This window comes from Pseudomonas veronii (assembly GCF_002028325.1).
Classification (GTDB): Bacteria; Pseudomonadota; Gammaproteobacteria; order Pseudomonadales; family Pseudomonadaceae; genus Aquipseudomonas; species Aquipseudomonas veronii.
Window position 1 is genome coordinate 5,287,112 of record NZ_CP018420.1, and the last position, 26,105, is coordinate 5,313,216.

Below are 26,105 nucleotides of genomic sequence, written 5' to 3' on the forward strand. Positions count from 1 at the left end.
GTATCGCTGGTTCGGGTGCACGCAGATGGGCTCAGGCTGAGGAGGCTCTCTTGCGAAGACGGATCTTCACCGGGCCTTTGATGGAGCATTGACTAACTGTAAACCAAAAAATTCGAATTTGGCCGCGCAGAAACGCAAACGCCCCGAACCAGTCGGGGCGTTTGCGGATTGCTGTGGGCGTCAGTTCACGCCATCAGCGGGTTACTTGACCACCGGCGCAGGGCCTTCGGCCACGCCCAGGTCATCTTCTTCACGGGTGTCGGAGATCCCACGACCACCGGAAGCCAGCTCGACTTGCAGCGTGTCTTCGTCCAGCTCCTTGACCCACTTGGCGACAACCAGGGTCGCCACGGCGTTACCGACCAGGTTGGTCAGCGCACGGGCTTCGGACATGAAGCGGTCGATACCGAGGATCAGCGCCAGGCCGGCAACCGGCAGGTGACCCACGGCCGACAGGGTCGCGGCCAGCACGATGAAACCACTGCCGGTCACGCCTGCAGCACCTTTGGAGGACAGCAGCAGCACCAGCAACAACGTGATCTGATGGGTGATGTCCATGTGCGTGTCAGTCGCCTGGGCGATGAACACGGCAGCCATGGTCAGGTAGATCGACGTACCGTCGAGGTTGAACGAGTAGCCGGTCGGGATCACCAGGCCAACCACGGATTTCTTCGCGCCCAGACGCTCCATCTTGATCAGCATGCGTGGCAGTGCCGATTCAGACGAGGACGTACCCAGAACGATCAACAGCTCTTCACGGATGTAGCGGATCAGTTTCAGCACGCTGAAGCCGTGCGCGCGGCAGATGGCGCCGAGCACCACCACCACGAACAGGACGCAGGTGATGTAGAAGCAGATCATCAACTGGCCCAGTTGCACCAGCGAGCCGACACCATAGGCACCGATGGTGAACGCCATGGCGCCGAGGGCACCGATTGGCGCGAGCTTCATGATCATGTTGATGATGTTGAACATCACGTGGGCGAAGCGATCGATGAAGTCCAGCACCGGCTTGCCGTAGGCACCCAGGCGATGCAGGGCGAAACCGAAGATCACCGAGAACATCAGCACTTGCAGGATGTCACCGTTGGCGAATGCGCCGACGATGGTGTTTGGAATCACATTGAGGATAAACCCTACGATGCTCTGGTCTTTACCAGCTGTCACGTAGGCCGCCACTTTGGATGCGTCCAGGGTGGCCACGTCGATGTGCATGCCGGCGCCCGGCTGCACAACGTTCACCACGAACAGGCCGATCAGCAGGGCGATGGAGGACACGACTTCGAAGTACAGCAGCGCGTAGCCGCCGGTTTTGCCGACCGATTTCATGCTCTGCATGCCAGCGATGCCGCTGACAACGGTGCAGAAGATGATCGGGGCGATGACCATTTTGATCAGTTTGATGAACCCGTCACCCAGCGGCTTGAGCGCCACACCGGTCTGCGGGTAGAAGTGACCGAGCAAAATACCGATAACGATGGCAACGATCACCTGGAAATACAGGGATTTGTACAGTGGCTGACGAGTCGTCATTGCAAAGTTCCTCAATCGTCCCGTGTGGCAAATATCCGCCATTGCCCACGGCACTTGAATTGCGAACCCTCCTGCACTGGAGGGATTTGTTGTTTGCGAGACCTGTAGGACCAAGCCTGCGCTGTAATCCTTATCGCAAACGTCGTGCCACTTTGCTGAAACGGCCTGAAGCCCCTTAGACATCAGGGCTGGAGGGATCAAGGCGCGCCTGAGCGCCGTCCATTGCATGGCGGGTTTCCGCCAACTCGCCGTGTCTCGTCCTACAATTTGGCGGATATCCGCCTTGTCGCTGTAGCGGGTGATGGCTACCATCCGCCCTTCCATGGACGAGGCCCTTGCATGCGCGAACGTACCATCGCCAGTCACTACGCCCGAGCGGCCCTCGGCGGTGCGCGCCGGGCCGGCTACGACTACTCGGGCCTGTTGCAGCAGGTGGGCATCACCCCGGAACTGCTGAACGAACCCCGCGCCCGCATCGCCCCGGAACAATTTACCCGGCTGTTGCAAATGCTCTGGCTCGCGCTGGACGACGAATACCTGGGCTTTGCCGAAGGTCCGAGCAAGCGCGGCACGTTCGCCATGATGTGCCACGCGCTGATCCATTGCCGTACCCTGGAGAAGGCACTCGAACGCGGCTTGTTGTTTTACAGCCTATTCCCACAAGGTCCGCGTTGGCAGCTGACACGGGAAGGCGAAATGGCCCGCTTGAGCCTGGACGATTCCCAACTCGGAGACCCGGATCACTTTCTCAGCGAATCCCTGCTGCTGATCTGGCATCGCCTCGGCAGTTGGTTGATCGGCCAGCGCATCCGCCTGCAGCAGGCCACATTCAGCTACCCGATGCCGGCCCACGCCAGCGAATACGACCTGTTGTTTCCCTGCCCGCAGGTGTTCGGCGCACCGAACAGCAGCCTGGTGTTTCCTGCCCGTTACTTGAGCCTGCCGCTGCTGCAGGACGAGCGCACCCTCAAGCATTTCCTGCAGCGCTCCCCCGCCGACTTGTTGTCGCGGCCCGATGAGGGCGACAGTTTGAGCAGCCAGATCCGCCGCCTGCTCAGCCGTGACCGCACACCCTGGCCGGACCTGGACGCCGTTGCCCAGCACCTGCACATCAGCCCGCAGACCCTGCGCCGACATCTGCGTGAAGAAGGCAGCAGTTTTCAAGCGCTCAAGGATGAGCTGCGGCGGGACATCGCCATTTACCACCTGGGACGCGCGGATCTGTCATTGCAGGAAATTGCCGAACAGCTCGGGTTCTCCGAGCCGTCGGCGTTTCATCGGGCGTTCAAGAAGTGGACGGGATTGACGCCGGGGGCTTATCGGGCACAGGAGAGTTAGGCAGGCGCCACTCAAGGAAGGTCAAACGGCCGGAAAGTGGATCTTGAACGCCGCGCCCCCCAAAGGCGAGTCGCCCAGGGTCAGGCGCGCGCCGTAGCTTTCAATGATGTCCTTGACCACCGCCAGGCCGATCCCCTGCCCCGGGTGCTGACGGTCCAGCCGCTCGCCCCGTTGCAGAATCCGCGCGCGCTGGTCGGGCGGCACACCGGGGCCGTCATCTTCGATGCACAGTTCGATGCCATCCAGGCTTTCCACCAGGCTGATACGCACTTCGCTCAGGCACAGGCGGTAGGCGTTTTCCAGCAGGTTGCCGAGCAGTTCCAGCAAGGCGCCTTTTTCGATGGGCACATCGCACGCGTCCGGCAATACGAAGCTCACTTTGACGTGCTTGTCGCGGTAGACCTTGTCCAGCGTGTCGCACAGGCTTTGCAGTACCGGCTGCAGGCGTACCTGATGGCGTACCAGGCCGCTTTTACGCAGGCTGGCACGCTGCAACTGGTAGCTGATCTGCTGGCTCATGCGTTCGATCTGCGATTGCAGCACCCAGGCCTGGTCGCGGTCTTCGGGGCGCTGGGCCATGTCTTCGCTCACGCCCTGCAACACCGCCAGCGGGGTTTTCAGGCTGTGGGCCAAGTCGTCGAGGGAGTCGCGGTAGCGGGTACGCTGCTCGCGTTCACTGTGCAGCAAGCGGTTGAGAGACCCGGTGAGGCGCAGCAGTTCGCGCGGGTGTTCTTCGCTGAGGCTTTCGCGGGTGCCGCCTTCGATCTGGTCCAGCTCCTGGCTCAGGCGCCGCAACGCTTGCAGGCCCCAGGTCAGGCCCAGCCAGAGCAACGTCAGCAACACCAGCAACGCCGCGCCGAAGCCCAGGTAGAGGTTTTCGCGCAGGCCTTCGAGGGTCAACTGGTATTCGCGCACCGGTTGCAGCGCGACGATGCTGAACGCCGCACTCTTGCCGCCGAGCAGTTTGACCTCGACGTCATACACGAAGAATTCCTGGCCATTGCCCTCGCGAATCCGCGCAAACTCATTCCCGCGCCCGTCATAGCGCGGCCTGTAGTTGATGTTTTCTTCCTGGGTTGCCCGCGAGCGCCACACCAGATGGCCTTCGCGGTCGTAGATATAACCGAGCAACCGGCTATCGGTGAGGTTGAAGCGTTCGTCCGGCAACTGCGCCGGCATCTGCAGGCGGTTGTTTTCGACCCGCGCCGCCGAAATCAAGGTGGTGACGTCCGACGCCAGGCGCTGCTCGATCGAGTCCTGCAAGGCCAGGCTGAACGCGCCCTGCATGGCCGGCAACAAACCCAGCATAAACAGCACGGCCAGGGTGGCGGCCGCCAGCATCAAGCGCACACGTAACGAGCGAATCAACGACAGCGCTCATTGAACAGATAGCCCAGGCCGCGCACGGTGTCGATCGGCTTGAACCCGCCCGGGCCTTCCAGTTTACGGCGCAGGCGGCCGACCAGCACTTCGATGACATTCGGGTCGCGCTCGTCGTCATCGGGGTAGAGCTGCTCCATCAAGCGGTCCTTGGGCACTACCTGCTGATGGTGACGCATCAGGTACTCGAGAATCCGGTACTCGTAGGCGGTCAGCGCCAGGGGCTGCTCGTCCAACGAGGCCTGCTTGCGGTTGAGGTCCAGCAGCAAGGGGCCGGCGACGATGGTCGATTGGGTAAAGCCGCTGGAACGACGCAGCAACGCGTTCATCCGCGCTTCCAGTTCTTCGAACTGGAACGGCTTGACCACGTAGTCGTCGGCGCCAGCGGCCAGGCCTTCGACCTTGTCCTGCCAGTTGCCGCGAGCGGTGAGGATCAGGATCGGGAAGGTCTTGTCCTGGGCGCGCAGTTGGCGGATCAGATCAAGACCGCCCATGCCGGGCAGGCCGAGGTCGATGATCGCCAGGTCATGGTTGAATTGGCCAGTCTGGTACAAGGCCTCCTCCGCGTTGGCCACGGCTTCGACCACGTGCCCGCTGTCGGTCAGGCGGGTATACAGGTGATGACGCAACAGAGCCTCATCTTCCACGACCAGCAATTTCATAAGGCTCTCCAAAGCAAATCAACAGTCCGACAGAGGGATATCATAGCGGCCCTGCAGGTCTTGCGGGCGCAGTTTAATGCCATTGTATTGGCCACCAAGATGCTCATAGCCGGCACGATACGTCGCCTGCGGGCTGCTCGAACCCAGCGACTGGCCCCAAGGCGCGGCCTGGCTGCGCACCGCCTCGAAGCTCACACGCTGCATCAGCGTGCTGGATTTCTTGGTTCTCTCGCTACCGAATGCCGCAAAGGCGCCATCGCTGGCCTGCGCCCCGGCGGTGGCACTGAACATGGTCAACGCCAACATCAGCTTCTTGATTGCAGTCATGGTACTTACCTCCACGTAGGCTGTAGGCCCACACTACGCAAGCGCCCCTGAACTCCCCCTGAACAGGCTCTGAACCTGGCCTGAACCGCTACGGACTATCCACTGGCGCGCCAACTCGGCAAAATACCGCCCATGACGCCCCTACCCGCTTGCTGCACCCCACTCGACGCCCATTGGCCACTGCCCGATCCCTTGCCGGGCACGGTGTTGCTCAGTACGCGCTTTGATCCGGCCCTGTTGATCCCCGGTGATTTCCAACGCAGCGCGGTGCCGCCGCCGGCGAGCATCCAGCGTTCGGTGGCCAAGCGCCAGGCGGAGTTTCTCGCCGGACGGTTATGCGCCCGCGCCGCCTTGCAACAACTCGATAACCTGGACTGCGTGCCGGCAATCGGCGAAGACCGGGCGCCGGTGTGGCCGCCGCACATCAGCGGCTCCATCACCCACAGCAGCGGGCACGCGGCGGCAATCGTCGGGCACAAGGCGCAATGGCGCGGGCTGGGGATGGACCTGGAAAATGTCCTGAGCCTGGAGCGCGCGGAACGCCTGGCGGGGGAAATTCTCACCGCCGATGAGTTGCAGCGCATGGCCGGGTTGCCGCGTGAGCAACATGCGCAGCTGGTGACACTAACGTTTTCGGCCAAGGAGAGCCTGTTCAAGGCGCTCTACCCGATCGTGCAGAAGCGCTTCTACTTTGAGCATGCCGAAGTGGTGGAATGGTCCGAGCACGGCCAGATGCGGTTGCGGCTGCTGACAGAGTTGTCCGGCGAGTGGTGCCACGGCAAGGAGTTGGTTGGGCAATTTGCGGTGGATGGGGAACAGTTGTTGAGCCTTGTAGCAATCGGCGTCTGATCGAGCGTCATCGGGGGCAAGCCCCCTCCCACACTGGAATGCACTCCAAGAGGGGCGGTGCGAGGGTTCGGCTTGCTCCCGATAGCAGTATCAGGATTTATCCTGGTCCCGTGGCCAACTCAGGCTGAAGCACGCCCCTCCCAGGTTGTTGCTCTTGCTGATCAATGCCCGCCCGCCATGCCAATGGATAATCCGCCGCACAATCGACAAGCCCAGGCCATGCCCGCCCGAGGCGCGGGTGCGGCTGTCGTCCAGGCGCAGGAACGGCGTGAAGATGCGTTCCCAGGCGCTTTCCGGTACGCCAGGACCATCGTCTTCCACATCGATGCGGCAGCGCACCTGGCCGACCTGGTAACTGATCAGCACCCGGCCCTGGGCATGGCGCATGGCGTTGCTCACCAGGTTCTGCAGGGCGCGGTGCAGGTAGCGCGGTTCGGCATCGACCCAGGCATCGTCCCAATGCACCGATGACAGGCAGATACCACGGCTCACGCTGACCTGCGGGCGCAGTGGCGATAATTCGCCGATCACCTGGTCGAGCAACGCATTGAGGTCGACCCGCTGGAAATTCAGCTCCGGCGCGCCCTGCTCCAGGCGCGCGTAGGTGAGCATTTCGTCGACCAGGCCGTCGAGGTCCTGAATATCGCTGTCCATGCCTTCGAGGTATTTGCGCCGGGCCTGCGGGGTGGCGGCCTCGCCGATCATCTCCAGGCCGAAACGCAGGCGCGCCACCGGGGTGCGCAACTCGTGGGACACCGCGCGCACCAGTTCGCGCTGGATCGCGAGCAACTGCTGCAGGTGCTCGGCCATGCCATTGAAGGCGGCGGCCAGGCGCCCCACCGAGTCGGCGCCGCGCGCGGGCACGCGCACTTCCAGGTTGCCTTTGGCAATACGCGTGGCAGCGGCCTCCAGGCCTCTGAGCCGGCGCTCGAGCTGACGCACCAACAGATAGACGATCAGGCCAATCAGGGTCAGGCCGATCAATGCGATCAGGATCAACCATTGCGCCGGGTACGGGTTCATTTGATACAACGGGCCGATTTCAAGCACCCAGGGCGTGCCGACCATGCCGGCAAACACCCGAATCGAGTCGCCGCCCTTGCCCAGCGCCATCACCGTATCGCCCTCCGACACGCGGCGGCGCTGGTCGTCGTCCATATCGGCCTGATCGAGGGCCATCAGGTGCATCTCGAAGCCAAACCCTTTGGCTTCCTTTATATCCGCCAGGCGTTGCGGTTGCTCGGCCACCGGAAAACGCACCAACTCGTCGGCCAACAGGTAGATCGTCGCCCGCGCCAATTGCTCGCTGATCTGTTGCACTTCACCTTCCAGCACCAACTGATCCTGCTCGCTGACCAAACGCAGGACCCGCGCCGCATGGGGGCCGGTCTGTTGCACCAGCACCTGGCCATGCTGCAGGCGGGTGCGTTGGCCGAGGTCCAGTTGGGCATCGGTGTACGTGCGCAGCATCAGGGGAATGCCCAACAGGCGCTCCCACACCGCCAGCGCACGCTGGCGCTCGATCGCGCTCATGGGTTGCAGGTTGTCGCCCATCAAGGCAAAGGTGCCGTGGGCCAGACGCTCGCGGTACTGCCCGCTGCGCACGTCGTTGAGCAGGTGCAACGCCAGCACGCCCAGCAGCGCCACCAGGATCAGCGCCGCGCACATGCCGCCGTAGATGCGCAGGAAGATCGAGTTCACAGCGGTATGTCGCCAGCGGCTTCGGGGACGAACAGATAGCCTTTGCTGCGCACGGTCTTGATCAGGCGCGGGTGGATCGGATCGTCGCCGATCTTCGGACGGATGCGCGAGATACGCACGTCGATCGAGCGGTCCTGGCCGTCGTAGCCGATGCCGCGCAGGGCGATGAAGATTTCTTCGCGCGACAGGATGCGCCCGGCATTCGCCACCAGCAGCCACAGCAGGTCGAACTCGGCGCTGGTCAGTTCGATGCCGTCGCCCTGCAGCCAGGCTTCGCGCAGGGCGTTATCCACGAGCAGCGGGCCGAATTGCAGGCGGCGCTGGTTTTGCGCGACGGCCGGTTCCGCCGGCTCGCTGCGGCGCAACAGGGCCTGGATACGCGCCAGCAGCAGGCGCGGGCGCACGGGTTTGCACACGTAGTCGTCGGCGCCCATGTCCAGGCCCAATACCTGGTCCATGTCGTCGGTACGCGCGGTGAGCATGAGGATCACCCCGTCGTAGCGCTCGCGCACCTTGCGGCAGATGCTCAGGCCATCTTCGCCGGGCAGCATCAGGTCGAGGATCACCAGGTCCGGCTGTTCGGCGATGATCCGCGCCGCAGCCTGGGCGCCGTCGCTTTCCACCGACACGCGCAGGCCGTTGCTCTCCAGGTAATCACGGGTCAACTCGGCCAATCGCTCGTCATCCTCGACGATCAGGATTTGCCAGGCTTCATGCTCCACAGGTAATCCTCGTTGTTATTAGGGGATTGGTTGGTCTGCTTGATCAAATGTGGGAGGGGGCTTGCTCCCTCCCACATGTTGATCTTCGCCAGCCACACCTTATTTGTAATGTTGTGAGGGCATAACAATGATCGATTGTAGCCATGCCCCAACCCTCGAACACAAGCCAGGAAATGCATTCGGTGATGAGGTTTTTTTGTGATAGGGTTCGCGCCCTCAAAAATCCAAAGAGCCGTTTTTTTCTTGGAATATTCAGTGACAAACGGCGCGGTCCCGCAGTACTGCGGCCTACACGGGCATTCTACGTTTCATACACATTTTACTCACAGCGTTATCCACAGCCCCTGGATTGCTAAGCCTCCAAAAACGCATTATCTTGTACCTCGGCGCCAAAAAAACCCTACATGTAGGGTTTTGAACTAAAAGACCAAACACAAATCAGACAAGAAACTCAAGCCCTTTCTTGCTCCTGTTTGGTCCAACTCCAGCATTTTTTGAAAGCCCAAACCGCTCATGCGGATGGCAACCGTTTTAGCGCTCCAACAGCGCAAAACGGTACGGGTGTTGCAGTGCTTGAACCGGGCAACTGTCACCCACCAGGAATACGGCGAGGCGCTTTTGAGCGCCAAACCGAAGACTTCGGCATGGAAGCGGCGCGATAAGCCCCCCTTCCTCCTGTCCCGAAGTTGTTATGCCAGGCCAAGGCCTGCTGTAAGTGCTTCAGGACGGAACGGTGGGCACCGTGATGGTGCCCAAATAAATATAGAATGTGGAGACAACCCCCCATGCAAACCGACACAACTCGCGAGAACCCGCAGGGCTCCGTGCCGCAGGCCGCTGATTCGAATATGGATCTGTCCGCCACTGCACCCGGCCAACTGCGCGTGATCAAGCGTAACGGCACTGTCGTTCCTTACACCGATGACAAAATCACCGTCGCCATCACCAAAGCGTTTCTTGCAGTTGAAGGCGGCAACGCTGCCGCCTCGTCGCGCATCCACGACACCGTTGCCCGCCTGACCGAACAAGTCACCGCGACCTTCAAGCGTCGCATGCCTTCGGGCGGCACCATCCACATCGAAGAAATCCAGGACCAGGTCGAACTGGCCCTGATGCGTGCCGGCGAGCAGAAAGTCGCCCGCGACTACGTGATCTACCGTGATTCGCGCGCCAAGGAACGTGCCGTTCGCTCCCCGGCCGACGAAGCCGCCGTACACGCGCACCCATCGATCCGCATCACCCTGGCCGACGGCACCTTCGCGCCGCTGGACCTGGGCCGCCTGAACACCATCATCACCGAGGCCTGCGAAGGCCTGGAAGAAGTCGACGGCGACCTGATCCAGCGCGAAACCCTGAAAAACCTGTACGACGGCGTGGCCCTGACCGACGTCAACACCGCCCTGGTGATGACTGCCCGTACCCTGGTTGAACGCGAGCCGAACTACTCGTTCGTCACCGCGCGCCTGCTGATGGACACCCTGCGTGCCGAAGGCCTGGGCTTCCTCGGCGTAGCCGACAGCGCCACCCACCACGAGATGGCCGACCTGTACGCCAAGGCCCTGCCGGCCTACATCGCCAAGGGTATCGAATACGAATTGCTGAACCCGGTCCTGGCCACCTTCGACCTGGAAAAACTCGGCAAGGCGATCAACCACGAGCGCGACCAGCAGTTCACCTACCTGGGCCTGCAAACCCTGTACGACCGTTACTTCATCCACAAGGACGGTATCCGCTTCGAACTGCCGCAAGTGTTCTTCATGCGCGTGGCCATGGGCCTGGCGATTGAAGAGAAGCACAAAGAAGACCGCGCCATCGAGTTCTACAACCTGTTGTCGTCCTTCGACTACATGTCGTCCACGCCGACCCTGTTCAACGCCGGTACCCTGCGTCCACAGCTGTCGAGCTGCTACCTGACCACCGTGCCGGACGACCTGTCGGGCATCTACCACGCGATCCACGACAACGCCATGTTGTCCAAATTCGCCGGCGGCCTGGGCAACGACTGGACCCCGGTGCGCGCACTGGGTTCGTACATCAAGGGCACCAACGGCAAGTCCCAGGGCGTCGTACCGTTCCTGAAAGTCGTCAACGACACCGCCGTAGCGGTCAACCAGGGTGGCAAGCGCAAAGGCGCTGTATGTGCCTACCTGGAAACCTGGCACATGGACATTGAAGAGTTCATCGAGCTGCGCAAGAACACCGGCGATGACCGTCGTCGCACCCACGACATGAACACCGCCAACTGGATTCCTGACCTGTTCATGAAGCGTGTCTTCGACGACGGCAAGTGGACCCTGTTCTCGCCATCCGAAGTGCCGGACCTGCACGACCTGACCGGCAAAGCCTTCGAAGAGCGCTACGAGTACTACGAAGCCCTCACCGAGTACCCAGGCAAGGTCAAGCTGTTCAAGACCATCCAGGCCAAAGACCTGTGGCGTAAAATGCTGTCCATGCTGTTTGAAACCGGCCACCCATGGCTGACCTTCAAAGACCCGTGCAACCTGCGCAGCCCGCAGCAGCACGTAGGCGTGGTCCACAGCTCGAACCTGTGCACCGAGATCACCTTGAACACCAACAAGGACGAGATCGCTGTTTGCAACCTGGGCTCGATCAACCTGCCGAACCACATCGTCAACGGCAAGTTGGACACCGCCAAGCTGGAGCGCACTGTCAACACCGCTGTTCGCATGCTCGATAACGTGATCGACATCAACTACTACTCGGTGCCACAGGCGCAGAACTCCAACTTCAAGCACCGTCCGGTTGGCCTGGGCATCATGGGCTTCCAGGACGCTTTGTACCTGCAGCACATTCCTTACGGTTCGGACGCAGCGGTCGAGTTCGCCGACAAGTCCATGGAAGCGGTCAGCTACTACGCGATCCAGGCTTCCTGCGACCTGGCCGACGAGCGCGGCGCCTACGAGACGTTCCAGGGCTCGCTGTGGTCCAAAGGCATCCTGCCGCTGGATTCGCAACAGATCCTGATTGCGCAACGTGGCCAGAAGTACATCGACGTTGACCTGAACGAATCCCTGGACTGGGCACCGGTACGTGCCCGTGTGCAGAAAGGTATCCGTAACTCCAACATCATGGCCATCGCACCGACCGCGACCATCGCCAACATCACTGGCGTGTCGCAGTCGATCGAACCGACCTACCAGAACCTGTATGTGAAATCGAACCTGTCGGGCGAATTCACCGTGATCAACCCGTACCTGGTTCGCGACCTGAAAGCCCGCGGCCTGTGGGACTCGGTCATGATCAACGACCTGAAGTACTACGACGGTTCGGTGCAGCAGATCGAGCGCATCCCGCAAGAACTCAAAGAGCTCTACGCGACTGCCTTCGAAGTGGACACCAAATGGATCGTTGACGCCGCCAGCCGTCGCCAGAAGTGGATCGACCAGGCGCAGTCGCTGAACCTGTACATCGCCGGCGCTTCGGGCAAGAAGCTCGACGTGACCTACCGCATGGCTTGGTACCGTGGCCTGAAAACCACTTACTACCTCCGTGCCCTGGCCGCGACCAGCACCGAGAAGTCGACCATCAACACCGGCAAGCTGAATGCGGTTTCCAGCGGCAACCACGGTGATGACTCGGTGCTCGCCGCACCGGCCGGCCCGGCCCCCGTGCCGAAAGCCTGCGCGATCGACGAGCCGGATTGCGAAGCCTGCCAATAAGCTGAGCACGTTCCGGGCTTGATGGCCCGGGATTGGAAAACCCCGATAACCCCTTGCTGCAGTTGGGTTTATCGGGGTTTTCTTTTGCCTGGGCAAAGGCTCGTCAGTCGTCGAACAATATGGTCGCAATCCCCGACCGGGGCACCCCACCCCGCTTGCCCCATAGTTCAATCCGGCCACCGATCACCGCCATCGAATGACCGCCATACTCCACCGTCCCCACCTTGCCGCTTCGCAAGTCGGCATCTGTGGCCTGCCGGTAATTTTTGCGCAAGCCCAGACGGTCCAAGCCTTCCCGGCTGTACTCGCCATCATTGAGGGTACGTATGCCATCCAGAAAGCTGCGTCCGGCAGTGCCGTCGTTGTTTTCCAATTGCGCCCGTTTTGCGCTGACGGCAAACATGAAATTGGCGTTGGTCATCATTTTCGGGTCATCGCCCTGGAAACGTGCATGGGTGGCAGCCAGCCGCACTTCATCCTTGGTCAGGTCAACCTTGACACCATCGCGCATGGTCACAGAGTAGCCATTACCCGTCTCCTTGACCTCTTTGAAGACGTCGGTGGGCTTCTCGCCAAATTGCATCATGGCGGCTTTAATCGCTGAAACCGTCACGCAATTGCCGTCCGGCCCCTGTCTGAAACCGCTCCAGATATTCTCCGGTTTTTTCCCCGGCTCGCTGTCATCGGGCTTGTAGTCGAAATGCTTCGCGCCTTCGGTAATCGGCTTGTCGCTCATGGACTCGCTGGGGCCGAAACCACCGCCGCCACCGCCACCGCCTCCACCGCCTCCGCCGCCCCCCCCGCCACCCCCGCCCCCACCGCCGTCCGGGGAGGGGGATGGAGACGGTGCTGGTGACGGCGGCGCATCCGGGCCATCCGGAAATTCCTCCGGGAAGGCTCTCTTCATGAACGCCTGAAAGCCCTCAGGCGCGTCTTTCTTCACCTCTTCGAGGATCTCCTTGAACTTCTCTTCGCCGAGCTCCTTTCGCTTTTCATTCAGCTTGTCCCGCAGCTCCTGGGCCGTCTGGTTCTTGGAGGTTTTTTCGGCATCTTCAAGCTCCTTGATCAGCTTCGTGATACTGTCCTTGACGGCCCCCTTGTCGTCCTTGGTGCCATCAGACTGGTTGACCCCCTTCAGGTACTGCCCTCCCCCCCCATCCTCGTAACGCACCCCCCCAGCCCTTTGGCCGGATATCGATGAATTCCACATACCGCCTCTCCCAGGTAATGAAACAACCCAACGCCTCTCGGCTAGATAGGTGGAAAGACAGGTGTGGCGCGTTCCAACAAAGGCATGTCATCTCGTAACCGCATCGGGGATGGGAAAAGGTCCTGATGCCAAATAAAACGCAAAAAAAAGCCCCTCGATCGAGGGGCTTCTTGTGCAGCGTTAGCGCATCAGGTCATCTGGATGATGGTCTGCATGATGGTGCTCTGGGTGGAGATGGTCTTGGCGTTCGCCTGGTAGTTGCTCTGGGCCTTGATCAGGTCTACCAGCTCGTTGGTCAGGTTGACGTTGGAGTTCTCCAGGGAGTTGGCCACGATCGAACCGAGGGTGCCGGCTTGAGGGGTGTCGTATCCCGGTTGGCCCGAGGCAAAGGTCTCTCTCCAGGCCGTGCCGCCTGCCGGTTGCAGGCCTTGTTCGTTGTTGAAGCTGGCCAGGGAGATCTGGCCAATGGCCTTGCTCTGCTGGTTGCTGAAGGTGGCGAACAGTACACCGCTGCCGTCGATTTTCAGCCCGGTGATCTGGCCGGTGGCATAGCCATCGGTGACCGGCGGGTTACGATAGCTGGCCGAATTGTACTGGGTGATATTCGCCATGTTGACCGCAATACCGCCGGTGTTGGCCGCGGCGCCGTTAGCAGTCCATACACCGTTGGTCACGGTGCCCGGTTTCCAGTTGGAAATGGTCAGGGTGGTGTTGGAGACTGCGCTGGGCGGGGTGACCACGCCAGCGAGCTTACCGGCCGTGTCGAACGTCAGGGTCGACGCGACAGGTGCCACCGCGCCTGCGCCACTGATCGGGGTACCGTCAGGGTTACGCCCGTCGATCAAGGTGTAGGACTTCCATTGGTTGGAGTCCGTCTTCACCAGGTACTGCACCATCGGGTGAGCGTTGCCTTGGGTGTCGTACAAGGTGGTGCTGTACTGGGTGGTGAAGGTCTTGGTGTCGGTTGGGTTGAATGGCTTGGCCACCTGGTCGATCACCGGCTCCGAGGAGTTCAGGTTACTGCTGGAATCGACGGTGCTGGAGGCTTTTGGCGGCAGGTTCGACAAGTTGAGTTGCAGGTCGACCAAGCCACCCTTGACGATCTTGCCGTTGTCATCCGCCGCGTAGCCTTGCAGGCGCGAAGTACCGGTGTTGTTGGTGATGTAGCCGTCTTTGTCCGCACGGAAAGCACCGCTACGGGTGTATTCCAGCGAACCGTCGCTACCCTTCTGTACGAAGAAGCCACCGCCCTGGATCGCCATGTCCAGGATGCCGCCACTGTTGTTGACGTCGCCCTGGGTGAATTGCTGGGACACGGCCGCCAGGTTCACACCGTTACCGATGCTGTTCTGGCCGGTGCCCAGCTTGGACGCCGCGTAGATGTCCGCGAATTCCGCACGGGACGATTTGAAGCCAGTGGTCGCGACGTTGGCGATGTTGTTGCCGGTCACGTCCAGTTGTTTGTTGGCCGCATAGAGGCCGCTCAGGCCGATGTTAAAAGACATGTTTCTCTCCCTCTGCCGTATCTAGCCGGCTCTATGTACCGATAGTCTGAATTTGCGACAGCTTGACGCTGCCCATGCCGCCTGCAAGGTTGAGCAGCATTTCGCCGCCGGTCTTGCTCAGGGTCACGCTGGTGACCGTCGCCGGCAGCGAAGTCGCCAGTGCCACTGCGTCGCCCGCGTCATTCTTGGTGGTGGCCGTAAAGGTGTAAGTCCCTGCCGGGGCGACCTCACCGTCGGCGTTCTTGCCATCCCAGATGAAGTCGGAACTGCCCGCGCTCTGTGCGCCCATATCGAGGGTACGCACCACAACGCCGTCTTTGTCGGTGATCTTGACCGAGACGTTGCCCGTTGCCGCCGTCACTGCGACCGAGCCGGTCATGCTCTTGCTGGTGTCCACCAGCGCCTTGTCGGTCTGGGTAATGATCGAGCGACCGACCAGCGACGAAGCCTGCAATGCTTGCGACGAGCTGAAGTTGCTGGAAATGCTGTTTACCGAGTCGTTCAGGGTGTTGATGCCTTCCAGGCTACTGAACTGCGCCAACTGAGCCACGAACGCACCGTTGTCCTGAGGCGACAGCGGGTTCTGGTTCTTCAGTTGGGTCACCAACAGTTGCAGGAACGCATCCTTGCCCAGCGACTGGTTGCCCGTCGCCGTCTTGGTGGCGGTGCTGAGGCTGCTGTTGTCCGTCGCAGTCTTGACCTTGCTGTTGAACAGGTCCTGGACTGCCGAGTTGTTCGTCGTATCAACAATGGCCATTGTTTGGCGCCCCTTATCACTGACCCAGGGTCAGGACCTTCTGCATCATGGTTTTGGCGGTGTTCATCATTTCCGCGTTGGTCTGGAACGAGCGACTGGCAGAGATCATGTCAGCCATTTCCTCGACCACGTTGACGTTCGGGTAGTACACGTAGCCTTTTTCGTTCGCCGCAGGGTGATTAGGCTCATAGCGCGCTTCCAGATTGCTCTGGTCTTCAACCACGCCGAGTACCTGCACGCCTTGCCCGGCAGCGTCCTGATTCTGGAACAGCGAATCGCCGCCGCTGCTCTGGCCGCCCTGAAACATGGTGGCGAACACCGGGTGACGGGCGCGGTAGGTCTGGTCGATGCTCGAAGACACCGTCTCGGCGTTGGCGATGTTACTGGCGACGGTGTTCAGGCGCGTGGTCTGCGCGCTCATGCCACTACCGGCAATATTGAAAACACTGGCTAAGGACATGGCTTACTCTCCACGCAGGGCTGACATCAGCCCTTTGAATTTGCTGTTGAGCAGGGTGAAGCTGGCCTGGAAGTTCACCGAGTTCTCGGCGTAGGCCGATTGCTCCAACTGCGCGTCGACGGTGTTCTGGTCTATCGACGGCTGCATCGGCGTGCGATACAGCAGCGATTCGTCGCCACTGCTCAGGCCTTGCGCTTCGATATGACGGCTGTTGGTCATGTTCAAGGCGAAGGTGCCGTTCTTGGTCTTGTCCTGCTGTGCGGCGAGCACGGCGGAGAAGTCCAGGTCCCGAGCCTTGTAGTTCGGGGTGTCGGCGTTGGTAATGTTGTTGGCCAGGACTTCGGCACGCTGGGCGCGAAAGCCGAGGGCTTGTTCGTGGATACCGAGCGCTTTATCGAAGCTGATGCTCATGGCGGAAACCTTTAGGCTGACCTGCTGTTCGTTAACAGGGTTATAGCAAGGTGCATGCCAATCTGACTAAAGCCCATATATCAAGGGGTTACGCAGAGATTGCCGGCGGCAATGCCAGAAAAGCGGCAAGCGGTTTCCGCGTGGCGCCAGTAAAGCGGCAATCGGGAGTTGCCGCTTTTACCTTGCCGCAAAACAAATGTGGGAGGGGGCTTGCCCCCGATAGCGGTGGTTCAGTCATAGATACTGAGACTGACACACCGCTATCGGGGGCAAGCCCCCTCCCACACTTTGACTGCGTGCGACTTACTTGGCCTGGTAAATGATCCCAGGACTGCACTGCACCATCTGGAAATGATCCGGCAGGCCGTTCAGCGCCTCGGATGCACCGAGGAACAGATACCCCCCGCGCTTGAGCGTGCCGTGGATGCGTAGCAAGATGTCTTTCTTCACTTCGGCCGAGAAGTAGATCAGCACGTTACGGCAGAACACCATGTCGAACTTGCCCAGGCTGGCGTAGCTGTCGAGCAGGTTGAACGAGCGAAACTCCACCCGGTTCTTGATCGGCGCCTTGACCGCCCAGCGCCCCGCCCCTTTCGGGTCGAAGTAACGCTGCAGGCGTTCCGGGGACAAACCGCGGCCCAGGGCCAGGCTGTCGTACTCGCCGGTCTTGCAGTTGGTGAGCATGGTGCCCGACAGATCGGTGGCGACAATTTGCGCGCCGGCCTTCAACTGGCCCATGTTCGTCCGCTCGAACTCGTCGATCGCCATCGAAATCGAGTACGGTTCCTGCCCCGAGGAACAGGCTGCCGACCAGATCCGCAAACGCTGACCCGGGCTGGCCTTGATCGCCTCCGGCAACACTTTGCTCTTGAGTACCTCAAAGGGGTAGGTGTCGCGAAACCATAGGGTTTCGTTGGTGGTCATGGCATCGACCACCATTTCCTTGAGCCCGCTGCGCGGCTGGCTCTGAATCCGCTGGACCAACTCACCGAGGGACTTGATGCCCTGCTGTTCCATCAGTTTGTTGAGACGGCTGGATACCAGATACTGCTTGTTTTCACCGAGCAATATGCCACAGGCTTTTTCCAGGAAGACCCGGAACTGTTCGAAATCCAAATTACCCGTAGACAATGATACCGCCTCTTAAATCGTGTGACCGCCAGGGAAATTCCCCTAGCCGTGATCTGCTGCCTTGATCCGGTCGACTACCCGGGATGCCAGGTCATCAGGGCGGAACTTAGCCAGGAAGTCGTCAGCACCGACCTTCTTGACCATCGCCTGATTGAATACGCCCGACAACGAAGTATGCAGGATGATATGCAATTTTTGCATGCGTGGATCGTTGCGTATTTCAGCCGTGAGGGTATAGCCGTCCATTTCCGGCATCTCGATGTCGGAAATCATCATCAAGAATTCTTCTTCCGGCTTCTTGCCTTCATCCACCAGTTTGCGCAGGTAATCCAGCGCCTGGCGGCCATCGTTGAGCGCCACCACCTCAACGCCGATGGTTTGCAGGCAACGGGTCACCTGTTTACGCGCCACCGAGGAGTCGTCCACCGTCAGCACCCGCAGCGAAACCGCCTTGTGCGCCGTTTCGGCATCGACGACGCCAACCGAAATCGCTTCGGAAGTCGGTGCGACTTCGGCGAGGATTTTCTCCACGTCGATGATTTCGACCAACTGGTTGTCTACTCGCGTCACCGCCGTGAGGTAGTGATCGCGACCGGTGCCCTTGGGCGGCGGATGGATCTCTTCCCAGTTCATGTTGACGATACGTTCCACCGAGCGCACCAGGAAACCCTGGGTCTTGGTGTTGTATTCGGTAATGATCACAAACGGGTTTTCGCGGTCTTGCAGGCCGGCCGAACTCGTGGCCAATGCCAGGTCGAGAATCGGGATGGTCGCGCCACGGATGTTGGCTACGCCACACACCACCGGGCTCGACTTGGGCATGATCGTCAGCTTGGGACACTGCAGCACTTCCCGCACTTTGAACACGTTGATGCCATAGAGCTGCTTGCCGTCCAGGCGAAAAAGCAACAACTCCAGGCGATTCTGCCCTACCAGCTGTGTGCGCTGGTTTACTGAATCCATTACACCTGCCATGCCCAGACTCCTACGCTAAAACCTTTGGGGGTACGACGCGCACCCAACACTAAACGGCACGAGCTTTGCTTTTTATTGGCTATGGATATGAAAACGACAGTTTCCCGACGCACTCGCCACTCACGGTATCGCAGATTGCTCTGCGCCTGGATGGCGTTGTTTGCCGTGGGCGCAGGCATCACTGCCCGCGCCGCCGACGTCACCTTGCCTGATCTACTTATCGGCGTCACCCAAGGCTTTCTTGAATTCACTGTAGAAGATTATCTGGCAACCACCCAGACGCCAGGACGCTATGAAATCCAGGTCAACCAATTGGATCCGCGCCTGCGCATGCCGATGTGCGACAAGGAATTGACAGCCAGCCTGGAAAGCCCGGCCCAACCCATTGGTCGCGTGACGGTCAAGGTGCGCTGTGAAGGGACCTCGCCCTGGACCGTGTTCGTGCCCGCCCAGGTCAAACTGTTCCGCGATGTCGTCGTGGTGTCGCGGCCGCTCAAACGCAGCGGAATCATCGGCTATGAGGATGTCATCTTGCGCGAGCGGGACATCAGCCTGATCAATCAGGGTTACCTGACGTCAGTGGACCAGGCTGTCGGGCAACGATTGACCCGACCAATGGTCGCCGACCAGGTCATCACCCTGGTCCATCTTGAACAGGCAGAAGTCATTCGCAAGGGCGACCAGGTCATCATTTCCGCCAGCAGCGGCGGGCTGAATGTGAAGATGCCGGGCGAAGCGCTGTCCAACGGCGGCATGAGCGAACAGATCCGGGTCAAGAACCTCAATTCCAACCGCGTCATCAAGGCACGGGTCACCGCGCCGGGCCAAGTCGAGGTGGCTTTATAGATCACTGGAATAGGACGCCAGCTTTTCCTACACTGTACGCCTGACGTTCGTGCATGCAGGTTTATTGTCAATCGCGCCTAAAGTTTGTCCGGGTATGGCCGAAACCATGGCAAGCGTCCAAATACCCAGAGGTTTTTTATCATGGTCATCGATTTCAGCCGTTTGAATAACGCCCCGGCTTTGCCAGGCACTACGCGCACCAGCGGCACCAAGGACAGCGTAGACGCCAAAGCCCAGCCTCTGCCCGCCAAAGCGGAACAGGCCGGCGCCAGCCAAAGCGGGGAATCCGTACACCTGAGCAATGAGGCTCAACAGTTGCAGAAGGTCACTGACTCGCTGCGCGATCAACCCGTCGTCAATCAAGCCCGTGTGGCCGAATTGAAACAGGCAATCGCCGATGGCAGCTATAAAGTCGACAGCAACCGTGTAGCCAGCAAGCTGCTTAACTTCGAAGCCGAGCGCTAGGCAAAGGCCTGCGCCAGGCTTTTGGACGCTTAAAACCCAAGGCCAGCCATGCACCACGACGAAAATCTGCTTCAACTGATCATTGATGATCTGGCGCCGACGCAACAATTGCTCGAGCTGCTCAAAGAAGAATCCCTGGCCCTGTATGGCCGGGATATGCCGCTGCTGGAAGAAATCCTGGCGCGCAAGCAGTCGCTGATTGTCCTGCTGGAACAGCACGGCAAGAAGCGTAGCCAGATTCTCGTCAGCCTCGGCCTACCGGCAGATCAAGACGGCCTCGCACAGTTGGCCAGTCATTCCTCGGTCGGCGATCGGTTGCTGGCCCAGAGCAAAGAACTCAATCAATTACTCACCCAGTGTCAGGAAGCCAACCTGCTCAACGGTCAGTCGATCCAGCTTCAGCAAGCCACGACCGCCAATCAGTTGCGCATACTCCATGGCGGCGAACCTCCGGCCCTGTATAACGCCCAAGGCTCTACCTCGCGCATGGTCAAGCCAAGCACCCGCAGCCAAGCCTGACGTCGGTTTAACGTGCGCCCTATCCAAGGCGTGCGACATACTGGCAAAATGATGGTTCTTGCGTGTAGTCGTATATTGTCTGGAGATGGAAGAACCGTGTTCAACGCCCTTAATGCGGAAGAAGCTCCGCAGCCACCCAAGGTGTTCACCACGCCTCTGGAAATCGCTGGCACCTTGCGCATGCTGCAAGAAAGCCATGACCCGCTGATCATCACCTTCCATGAACGCAGCCAGCGCTTTCAAAGCTACCTGGTCGACGTCGACCGGGACAGCAAGACCCTGGCCCTGGACGAAATGATCCCCCGCGATGGCGAACGCTACCTTGAGAATGGCGAACCCTTCCGCATCGAAGGCTTTCACGACGGCGTGCGCGTTGCCTGGGAAAGCAACGGCACCCTGAGCATCAGCGAAAAAGGCGGCCACCGTATCTACAGCGGCAACATGCCGGACGAAGTGGTCTACCATCAGCGCCGCAATGCGTTCCGCGCCGCGCTGAAACTCGCGCAATTGGTGAATATCGAGTTGGGCGGCGAGAAACTCAAGGCGCCGGTCAGCGGCAAGCTGCTGGATATCTCCGCCACCGGCTGCAAATTGCGCTTTGAAGGCGATATTTCCGAGCGCCTGCAGTTGGGCCAGGTCTACGACCGTTTTATCGCCGCACTGCCCTTTGGCAGCATGACCACCTCGGTCGAACTGCGTTACCTGCACTTCGAAGAGAAGATCAATACCACCTTCGCCGGCGTGCGCTTCCACAACATGAGCGGCCTGGTGCAGCGCCAGGTCGAGCGTTTTGTGTACCAGTTGCAACGCGAAGCACGACGCTTCGACAAAGACGACGATTTTTAAGCATTCAGATCGCGATAAAAAACGGGCAGACCCTTTGGGGATCTGCCCGTTTTTGCATTCAGGGGCGCGCCCTGCTCAGGCCGTGGGGATGCTCATCCGGGCCCGGTGGTTCCGGCGGCCCTTCGAAGAGCGGCTCATCCGCCGATGATTCCGCGTCGGTTTCAGGCTCGGGCTCGACAACCGCCGTCTGCATCTGCTCCTGCACCATCTGCTCATCGACCCGCGGATCGAGGGCCGCCACCAGCGGCGAGCTGGACATGCTGTCAGGCATTGCCACGTGCTGCAGCGGTGCATCGTCGACCTGATGCAGGTTGGTCACCGCTTTAGGCCGGATACGCCACACCAGGATCAGCGCGCACAGGCTGAAAAACGCGTACAGCATCTGGCTGCCAAACAGCTTCATCACCACACCGGCCAGCAACGGCCCGATACTGGCGCCCACGCCATAGGTCACCAGCAGCATGGCCGTCAGCGATACCCGACGATCGCCTTCGACGTGGTCGTTGGAAAACGCCACGGCCAGCGGGTACAGGCAGAACTGCACCAGCGAACACAGGAACCCGGCCACGAACAGCACTTCCAGCGGCACCTTGCTCAGGATCGCCAACGGCAATGCCGCCACCGCCAGGCACAGGGCGAAGCAGCGAATCAACAGTGCGCGATCGTAACGGTCCGACAGCCAGCCCAACGGCCACTGCACCACCAACCCGGCAAAAATGCAGCTACCCATGAAGAGACCGACCTGCTCGGTACTCAGCCCCTGCTGGGACGCATAGAGCGGCGCCAAACCGTAGAACGAACCGACGATCAACCCCGCCCCCAGCACCGTGCTCAACGACTGCGGCACCCGCTGGATAAAGAAGCGTGGCTCCATCGGCGCCGGACGCAGGGGCGCCGGGTGAATGCGTCGGGTCATCGCCACCGGCACCAGGCACAGGGCAAAGCACAGCGCGACCAGCATCAGCAACTCGGGGCCGAGCTGGGGATGCATCACCAGGATCAACTGCCCCAGCACCAGGCCAAGGTAGGACGCAATCATATAGCCGCTGAACACTACGCCACGCTGCTTGGCATCCGCCTGCTCGTTAAGCCAGCTTTCGATGACCATGTACTGGCACATCATCCCCAGGCCCACGATGACCCGCAGCACGATCCAGGCCGGCAGCCAGTCGATCAGGCCATGGCCCAACACCGCCGCGCCGACGATCCCGGCACAGGTGGCATACGCGCGGATATGCCCGACCCGGGCGATCAGGCGGTGGCCGATCTTGCCGCCCAGTACCAGGCCGGAATAGTTGGCCGCCATCAGCGCGCCGACCCACAGGCTGTCGACGTTGTCGGCCGCCAGGCGCAAGGCCAGGTACGTACTGAGCAGGCCGGAGCCGATCAGCATCATCAAGGAGGCGAAATAAAGGGCTCGAAAAGATTTCCAGATCTGGCGCATCGGCGTTCCGAGCGGCTCCTTGCAGTGAGGGTCAGGGCTACCGGCATGATAGTCCCGGGGGTCGGGTCCGGACAGGCACCAGGCGCTGTTTCCGGGGAATATTTTGTGTGAAAACGATGGACTACAGCTCAGACGCTACTGGGTGACACACAAGGTACAAGGTTGCGCGAAATACTCGCCGCACCACCTGTGAACCTCGATCACGCGCAAGGTTCGACCGAGTGTTGAAAAGACCGAGCACGCCCCAAAAGCCCCCCCCGCCGCGCCAGCACATGATTACCCGCACGCCGGCGTCGCCGATGCGTATCGCCGCTAATTGTTACTGTTTTATCAACATTGTTTTCCAGTCTTATGGATTTATCCAAAAAACCAGCGCTATAGACTGGTCTACGCGTTAATCCACCGCGATTAACCAGCGAATCAGTCGGAGTAAAGCATGTAACCCGAACAAGGCCGACAGAGCCTTCGGAACGATTCACTCGCGACTGAGCACGTGGACAGTCGTCAAGCGGGCGTAATACAGCCGCCAACGTTTTCGTTATCCCTCCTGCCGAAACTCAATCAGCCTCTATTAAGCATCCCGTTCGTTATCGAACGGCGCTTTCAACGTGGAGGGCTGGGGCGAAAGAGTGTCGGCATCCAGACCATGAATACGGGGATGGCCAATTATTACGCTGATTTCCAAAGCTCGCTTGCCGTCGGCAAGCCAGCCTATCGGGATCATGGAAGAACCGCACCCGGCCAACTAAAGGCCGAACTCAATATTCGGCCAAGTTGTTGGTAAATAGCGCAAGCCGTTACGTATTTCCCCAACTGAGCATATACAAATATGACAGACGATCATCGATCTCACTCTGGAAGATCCTCAATGAGCACTATTGCAAGGGGACTGTTTTCCCTGCTTGTTTTTGCCGTGGCACTGGCGTTGATTTATGGCGGATTCAAGCTGGTAGCACTCGACGGGTCGAGTTATTACTTGCTGGCTGGCCTCGCCTATCTGTTGTTGGCGGCACTGTTTGTCTTGCGTAAACCTATCGGCATCGCCCTCTCCGTCGTCGTATTCCTCGCCACCTGTGTGTGGGCGTTCTACGAAGTGGGTCAGTTCAGCTACTGGCAACTGCTGCCGCGCCTGGTGGTGCCGGCGATCATCCTGACCCTCAGCTTGTGGGTCGGTGCCGCATTCCCGGAAACAGCCTTGAGCACCCGGCGCACGGCGAACCGATTCGGCTTCGCCGTATTCCTGGCCTTGATCGCCACCTTCATTGCGGCGTTCTACCCGCACGGCGGGATCTCGAACCCTGTGGCCGCGACTGACTCGAGCAAGGCCACGAGCCCCGCCAGCGCACCTGAAAACTGGGAGTTCTTCGGGCGCAATGCGTCAGGGACGCGGTTTGCGCCTTACACGCAGATCACGCCGGGAAACGTCAAGGACCTGCAAGTAGCCTGGACCTACAGAACCGGACGTAGGACCACCGGCGCCGGCGCTGGCGTTGATGAAAACACCCCGCTGCAGATCGGCAACGTGCTGTATTCGTGTACCCCGGAAAACCTGATCACCGCGCTGGATGGCGATACGGGCAAGGCGATCTGGACGTTCGACCCTCACGCCAAAAGCGAAGAGCATGTGACGTGCCGTGGCGTGGGCTATTACGACATCGATAAAGACGACAGCCTGAGCGCGGCGGTCAAGGCCTCGTATACCGATCAGCAGCAATGTCGCCAGCGTATTCTGGTGTCGTCGGTGGATGCCCGCCTGTTTGCACTTGACGCGCACACCGGCGCCTTGTGCCAGAGTTTTGGTGACAACGGTTATGTCGATCTCAAGAAAGGCATGGGCCCGACCGAGAACAGCAAGCGCTACCACCCGACCTCCCTGCCTGTGGTCATGGGCCACCTCACGGTGGTGGGCGGTTGGGTACGCGATATTGTGGCAGGCGAACCTTCCGGCGCCGTGCGCGCCTTCGACGTGCTGAGCGGTGCGCTGGTGTGGGCATGGGACGTCGGCGCGCCCGAAGGCACCGACCCGACCGCGGCCGATCACCAGTTCACGCTGGAAACACCTAACGTATGGACGATCCCGACCTACGATAAAGAGCTGAACCTGGTCTACTTGCCGACCGGCAATGGCCCGCCCGACTATTGGGGCGGTGATCGCAACGCCGTCAAAGAAAAATTTGGCTCGGCCGTCGTGGCAGTCGATGCCTCGACCGGCAAAGCCAAATGGGTCTACCAGCTCATTCACCATGATGTATGGGATTACGATCTGCCATCGCAGCCGGTTCTCTATGACATCAAGAATGCCCAAGGCGTGAAAACCCCGGTCTTGATCCAGACCACCAAGACCGGCCAGATTTTTGTGCTGGATCGTCGTACTGGCCAGCCGGTCACCGAGGTGCAGGAGCGTGCCGTTCCGACTTCTCCTGCGGCAGAAGGCGAACACTTGTCGCCGACGCAACCGTACTCGGCCGGCATGCCGGTGATCGGGGCCGACCCTCTGACTGAAAAGTCGATGTGGGGCGTGTCGACATTCGACCAACTGTATTGCCGGATCATGTTCAAAGATTCGGTTTACGCGGGGCCGTTTACGCCGCCAACCGAAAAGCCGTACATCGAATGGCCTGGCTTGCTGGGCGGGATGAACTGGGGTGGCATCTCCATCGATGAGAACACCGGCACGATGTTCGTCAACGATATGCGGATGCCGCTGCGGATGTCATTGGTGACCAAGGAAGAAACCAAGAAGTTCAAGGTGTCGACCGATGAAGTGCCGGGTTTCATGGGCACCATTCGCCCGCAAGTCGCGGGTATCTATGGCGGCGTGAAAATCGACATCCTCCAGTCGCCACTGGGCGTGCCGTGCAACTCCCCGCCCTTCGGCAGCATGAGTGCGATTGATCTCAATACGCAGAAACTGCTCTGGCAGGTTCCCATGGGCACCGTGCAGGACACCGGCCCGCTGGGGATCAAGACGCACCTGCAGATTCCGCTGGGCATGCCGACGCTCGGCGGTCCGACGTCGACAGCCTCTGGCCTGGTGTTCTTTGCGGGCACCCAGGACTACTACCTGCGCGCGCTCGATTCGGCCACCGGCAAAGAAGTCTGGAAAGCCCGCCTGCCGGTTGGCGCAGTTGCCGCCCCACTGATCTATCAGTCACCCACCACCGGGAAGCAGTACGTGGTCATCTCCGCCGGTGGCATGAGCCATTCGCCTGACGTCGGTGATTACATCATTGCTTATGCATTGCCGGACAACATCAAGCCGTAATGCGTTAGTTGCCACTGCATGAAAATAACCCCCGTTTACGGGGGTTATTTTTCCAAGTCACAAAAGAACGGTGCAACCG

22 protein-coding genes are annotated in these 26,105 nt (G+C 60.2%); 8 read left to right on the forward strand and 14 right to left on the reverse strand.

All coding sequences use genetic code 11. From position 1 onward, the window contains the following. Positions 1-201 precede the first annotated feature (201 nt). Positions 202-1,533, reverse strand: a complete 1,332-nt coding sequence (locus tag PverR02_RS24090) for a dicarboxylate/amino acid:cation symporter (protein WP_079444538.1) — start codon at positions 1,531-1,533, stop codon at positions 202-204. Positions 1,534-1,872: 339 nt separating this feature from the next. Between PverR02_RS24090 and PverR02_RS24095 the strand changes: the two genes are divergently transcribed. Beyond that, the gene (locus PverR02_RS24095) at positions 1,873-2,871 is read left to right on the forward strand and encodes an AraC family transcriptional regulator (RefSeq protein WP_079444539.1); all 999 of its coding nucleotides are present in this window, start codon (positions 1,873-1,875) and stop codon (positions 2,869-2,871) included. 21 nt (positions 2,872-2,892) lie between these two features. Here PverR02_RS24095 and PverR02_RS24100 read toward each other — a convergent pair whose 3' ends face one another. From PverR02_RS24100 to PverR02_RS24110, 3 genes are read right to left on the reverse strand one after another with little or no spacing between them, the layout of a single operon-like run. Beyond that, positions 2,893-4,239, reverse strand: a complete 1,347-nt coding sequence (locus PverR02_RS24100) for an ATP-binding protein (RefSeq protein ID WP_046382351.1) — start codon at positions 4,237-4,239, stop codon at positions 2,893-2,895. Then, the gene (locus tag PverR02_RS24105) at positions 4,236-4,913 is read right to left on the reverse strand and encodes a response regulator (protein WP_046382350.1); all 678 of its coding nucleotides are present in this window, start codon (positions 4,911-4,913) and stop codon (positions 4,236-4,238) included. Before PverR02_RS24105 ends, PverR02_RS24100 begins: the two co-directional genes overlap by 4 nt. A gap of 18 nt (positions 4,914-4,931) precedes the next feature. Continuing rightward, positions 4,932-5,240 carry a hypothetical protein gene (locus PverR02_RS24110; protein ID WP_046382349.1) on the reverse strand — a complete coding sequence of 103 codons (309 nt, stop codon included), beginning with the start codon at positions 5,238-5,240 and terminating at the stop codon, positions 4,932-4,934. Between the two features lie 132 nt (positions 5,241-5,372). On the opposite strand from PverR02_RS24110, the gene PverR02_RS24115 reads away from it, so the two are divergent. Beyond that, the gene (locus PverR02_RS24115) at positions 5,373-6,089 is read left to right on the forward strand and encodes a 4'-phosphopantetheinyl transferase family protein (protein WP_079444540.1); all 717 of its coding nucleotides are present in this window, start codon (positions 5,373-5,375) and stop codon (positions 6,087-6,089) included. 90 nt (positions 6,090-6,179) lie between these two features. On the opposite strand, the gene PverR02_RS24120 is transcribed toward PverR02_RS24115, so the two are convergent. Next, a complete protein-coding gene (locus tag PverR02_RS24120; RefSeq protein WP_046489255.1) occupies positions 6,180-7,790 on the reverse strand; it encodes an ATP-binding protein in 1,611 nt (536 codons plus the stop codon). Then, entirely contained in the window at positions 7,787-8,512 is a 726-nt protein-coding gene (locus PverR02_RS24125; RefSeq protein ID WP_046382346.1) for a response regulator, read from the reverse strand. Before PverR02_RS24125 ends, PverR02_RS24120 begins: the two co-directional genes overlap by 4 nt. 785 nt (positions 8,513-9,297) lie before the next feature. Here PverR02_RS24125 and PverR02_RS24130 point away from each other — a divergent pair. Continuing rightward, on the forward strand, positions 9,298-12,192 hold the full coding sequence (locus PverR02_RS24130) for a ribonucleoside-diphosphate reductase subunit alpha (protein WP_046382345.1): 2,895 nt from the start codon (positions 9,298-9,300) through the stop codon (positions 12,190-12,192). Positions 12,193-12,295: 103 nt separating this feature from the next. On the opposite strand, the gene PverR02_RS32420 is transcribed toward PverR02_RS24130, so the two are convergent. The 7 genes from PverR02_RS32420 to PverR02_RS24170 all read right to left on the reverse strand — a co-directional run bounded on the left by PverR02_RS32420 (position 12,296) and on the right by PverR02_RS24170 (position 18,641). After that, positions 12,296-13,402, reverse strand: a complete 1,107-nt coding sequence (locus PverR02_RS32420) for a hypothetical protein (protein WP_193791660.1) — start codon at positions 13,400-13,402, stop codon at positions 12,296-12,298. Positions 13,403-13,590: 188 nt separating this feature from the next. After that, positions 13,591-14,907 carry a flagellar hook protein FlgE gene (gene flgE / locus PverR02_RS24145; RefSeq protein WP_079444543.1) on the reverse strand — a complete coding sequence of 439 codons (1,317 nt, stop codon included), beginning with the start codon at positions 14,905-14,907 and terminating at the stop codon, positions 13,591-13,593. A 31-nt stretch (positions 14,908-14,938) separates the two neighbouring features. Further along, positions 14,939-15,664 carry a flagellar hook assembly protein FlgD gene (flgD, locus tag PverR02_RS24150; RefSeq protein WP_057005511.1) on the reverse strand — a complete coding sequence of 242 codons (726 nt, stop codon included), beginning with the start codon at positions 15,662-15,664 and terminating at the stop codon, positions 14,939-14,941. Between the two features lie 16 nt (positions 15,665-15,680). Next, positions 15,681-16,124 carry a flagellar basal body rod protein FlgC gene (gene flgC, locus PverR02_RS24155; protein ID WP_046382341.1) on the reverse strand — a complete coding sequence of 148 codons (444 nt, stop codon included), beginning with the start codon at positions 16,122-16,124 and terminating at the stop codon, positions 15,681-15,683. Between the two features lie 3 nt (positions 16,125-16,127). Then, positions 16,128-16,535 carry a flagellar basal body rod protein FlgB gene (gene flgB / locus PverR02_RS24160; RefSeq protein ID WP_046382340.1) on the reverse strand — a complete coding sequence of 136 codons (408 nt, stop codon included), beginning with the start codon at positions 16,533-16,535 and terminating at the stop codon, positions 16,128-16,130. Between the two features lie 303 nt (positions 16,536-16,838). Then, positions 16,839-17,666 carry a protein-glutamate O-methyltransferase CheR gene (gene cheR / locus PverR02_RS24165; protein WP_026140309.1) on the reverse strand — a complete coding sequence of 276 codons (828 nt, stop codon included), beginning with the start codon at positions 17,664-17,666 and terminating at the stop codon, positions 16,839-16,841. 42 nt (positions 17,667-17,708) lie between these two features. Continuing rightward, positions 17,709-18,641: a chemotaxis protein CheV gene (locus tag PverR02_RS24170; protein WP_026140310.1), complete on the reverse strand. Its 933-nt coding sequence runs from the start codon at positions 18,639-18,641 to the stop codon at positions 17,709-17,711. Positions 18,642-18,722: 81 nt separating this feature from the next. Between PverR02_RS24170 and flgA the strand changes: the two genes are divergently transcribed. The 4 genes from flgA (at position 18,723) to PverR02_RS24190 (ending at position 21,317) form a co-directional block, all read left to right on the forward strand. Beyond that, entirely contained in the window at positions 18,723-19,487 is a 765-nt protein-coding gene (gene flgA, locus PverR02_RS24175; RefSeq protein ID WP_032804943.1) for a flagellar basal body P-ring formation chaperone FlgA, read from the forward strand. 141 nt (positions 19,488-19,628) lie between these two features. Further along, positions 19,629-19,952, forward strand: coding sequence for a flagellar biosynthesis anti-sigma factor FlgM (gene flgM, locus PverR02_RS24180; protein WP_017849175.1), 324 nt, complete (start codon positions 19,629-19,631; stop codon positions 19,950-19,952). 48 nt (positions 19,953-20,000) lie between these two features. After that, the gene (locus PverR02_RS24185; RefSeq protein WP_046382339.1) at positions 20,001-20,471 is read left to right on the forward strand and encodes a flagella synthesis protein FlgN; all 471 of its coding nucleotides are present in this window, start codon (positions 20,001-20,003) and stop codon (positions 20,469-20,471) included. Positions 20,472-20,567: 96 nt separating this feature from the next. Further along, a complete protein-coding gene (locus PverR02_RS24190; RefSeq protein ID WP_017849177.1) occupies positions 20,568-21,317 on the forward strand; it encodes a flagellar brake protein in 750 nt (249 codons plus the stop codon). 58 nt (positions 21,318-21,375) lie between these two features. Here the strand turns inward: PverR02_RS24190 and PverR02_RS24195 are convergent, their stop codons facing one another. Continuing rightward, positions 21,376-22,761, reverse strand: a complete 1,386-nt coding sequence (locus PverR02_RS24195; RefSeq protein WP_057005513.1) for an MFS transporter — start codon at positions 22,759-22,761, stop codon at positions 21,376-21,378. A gap of 868 nt (positions 22,762-23,629) precedes the next feature. Here PverR02_RS24195 and PverR02_RS24200 point away from each other — a divergent pair. Next, positions 23,630-26,026: a membrane-bound PQQ-dependent dehydrogenase, glucose/quinate/shikimate family gene (locus PverR02_RS24200; RefSeq protein WP_262381844.1), complete on the forward strand. Its 2,397-nt coding sequence runs from the start codon at positions 23,630-23,632 to the stop codon at positions 26,024-26,026. The last annotated feature ends 79 nt before the right edge of the window (positions 26,027-26,105 follow it).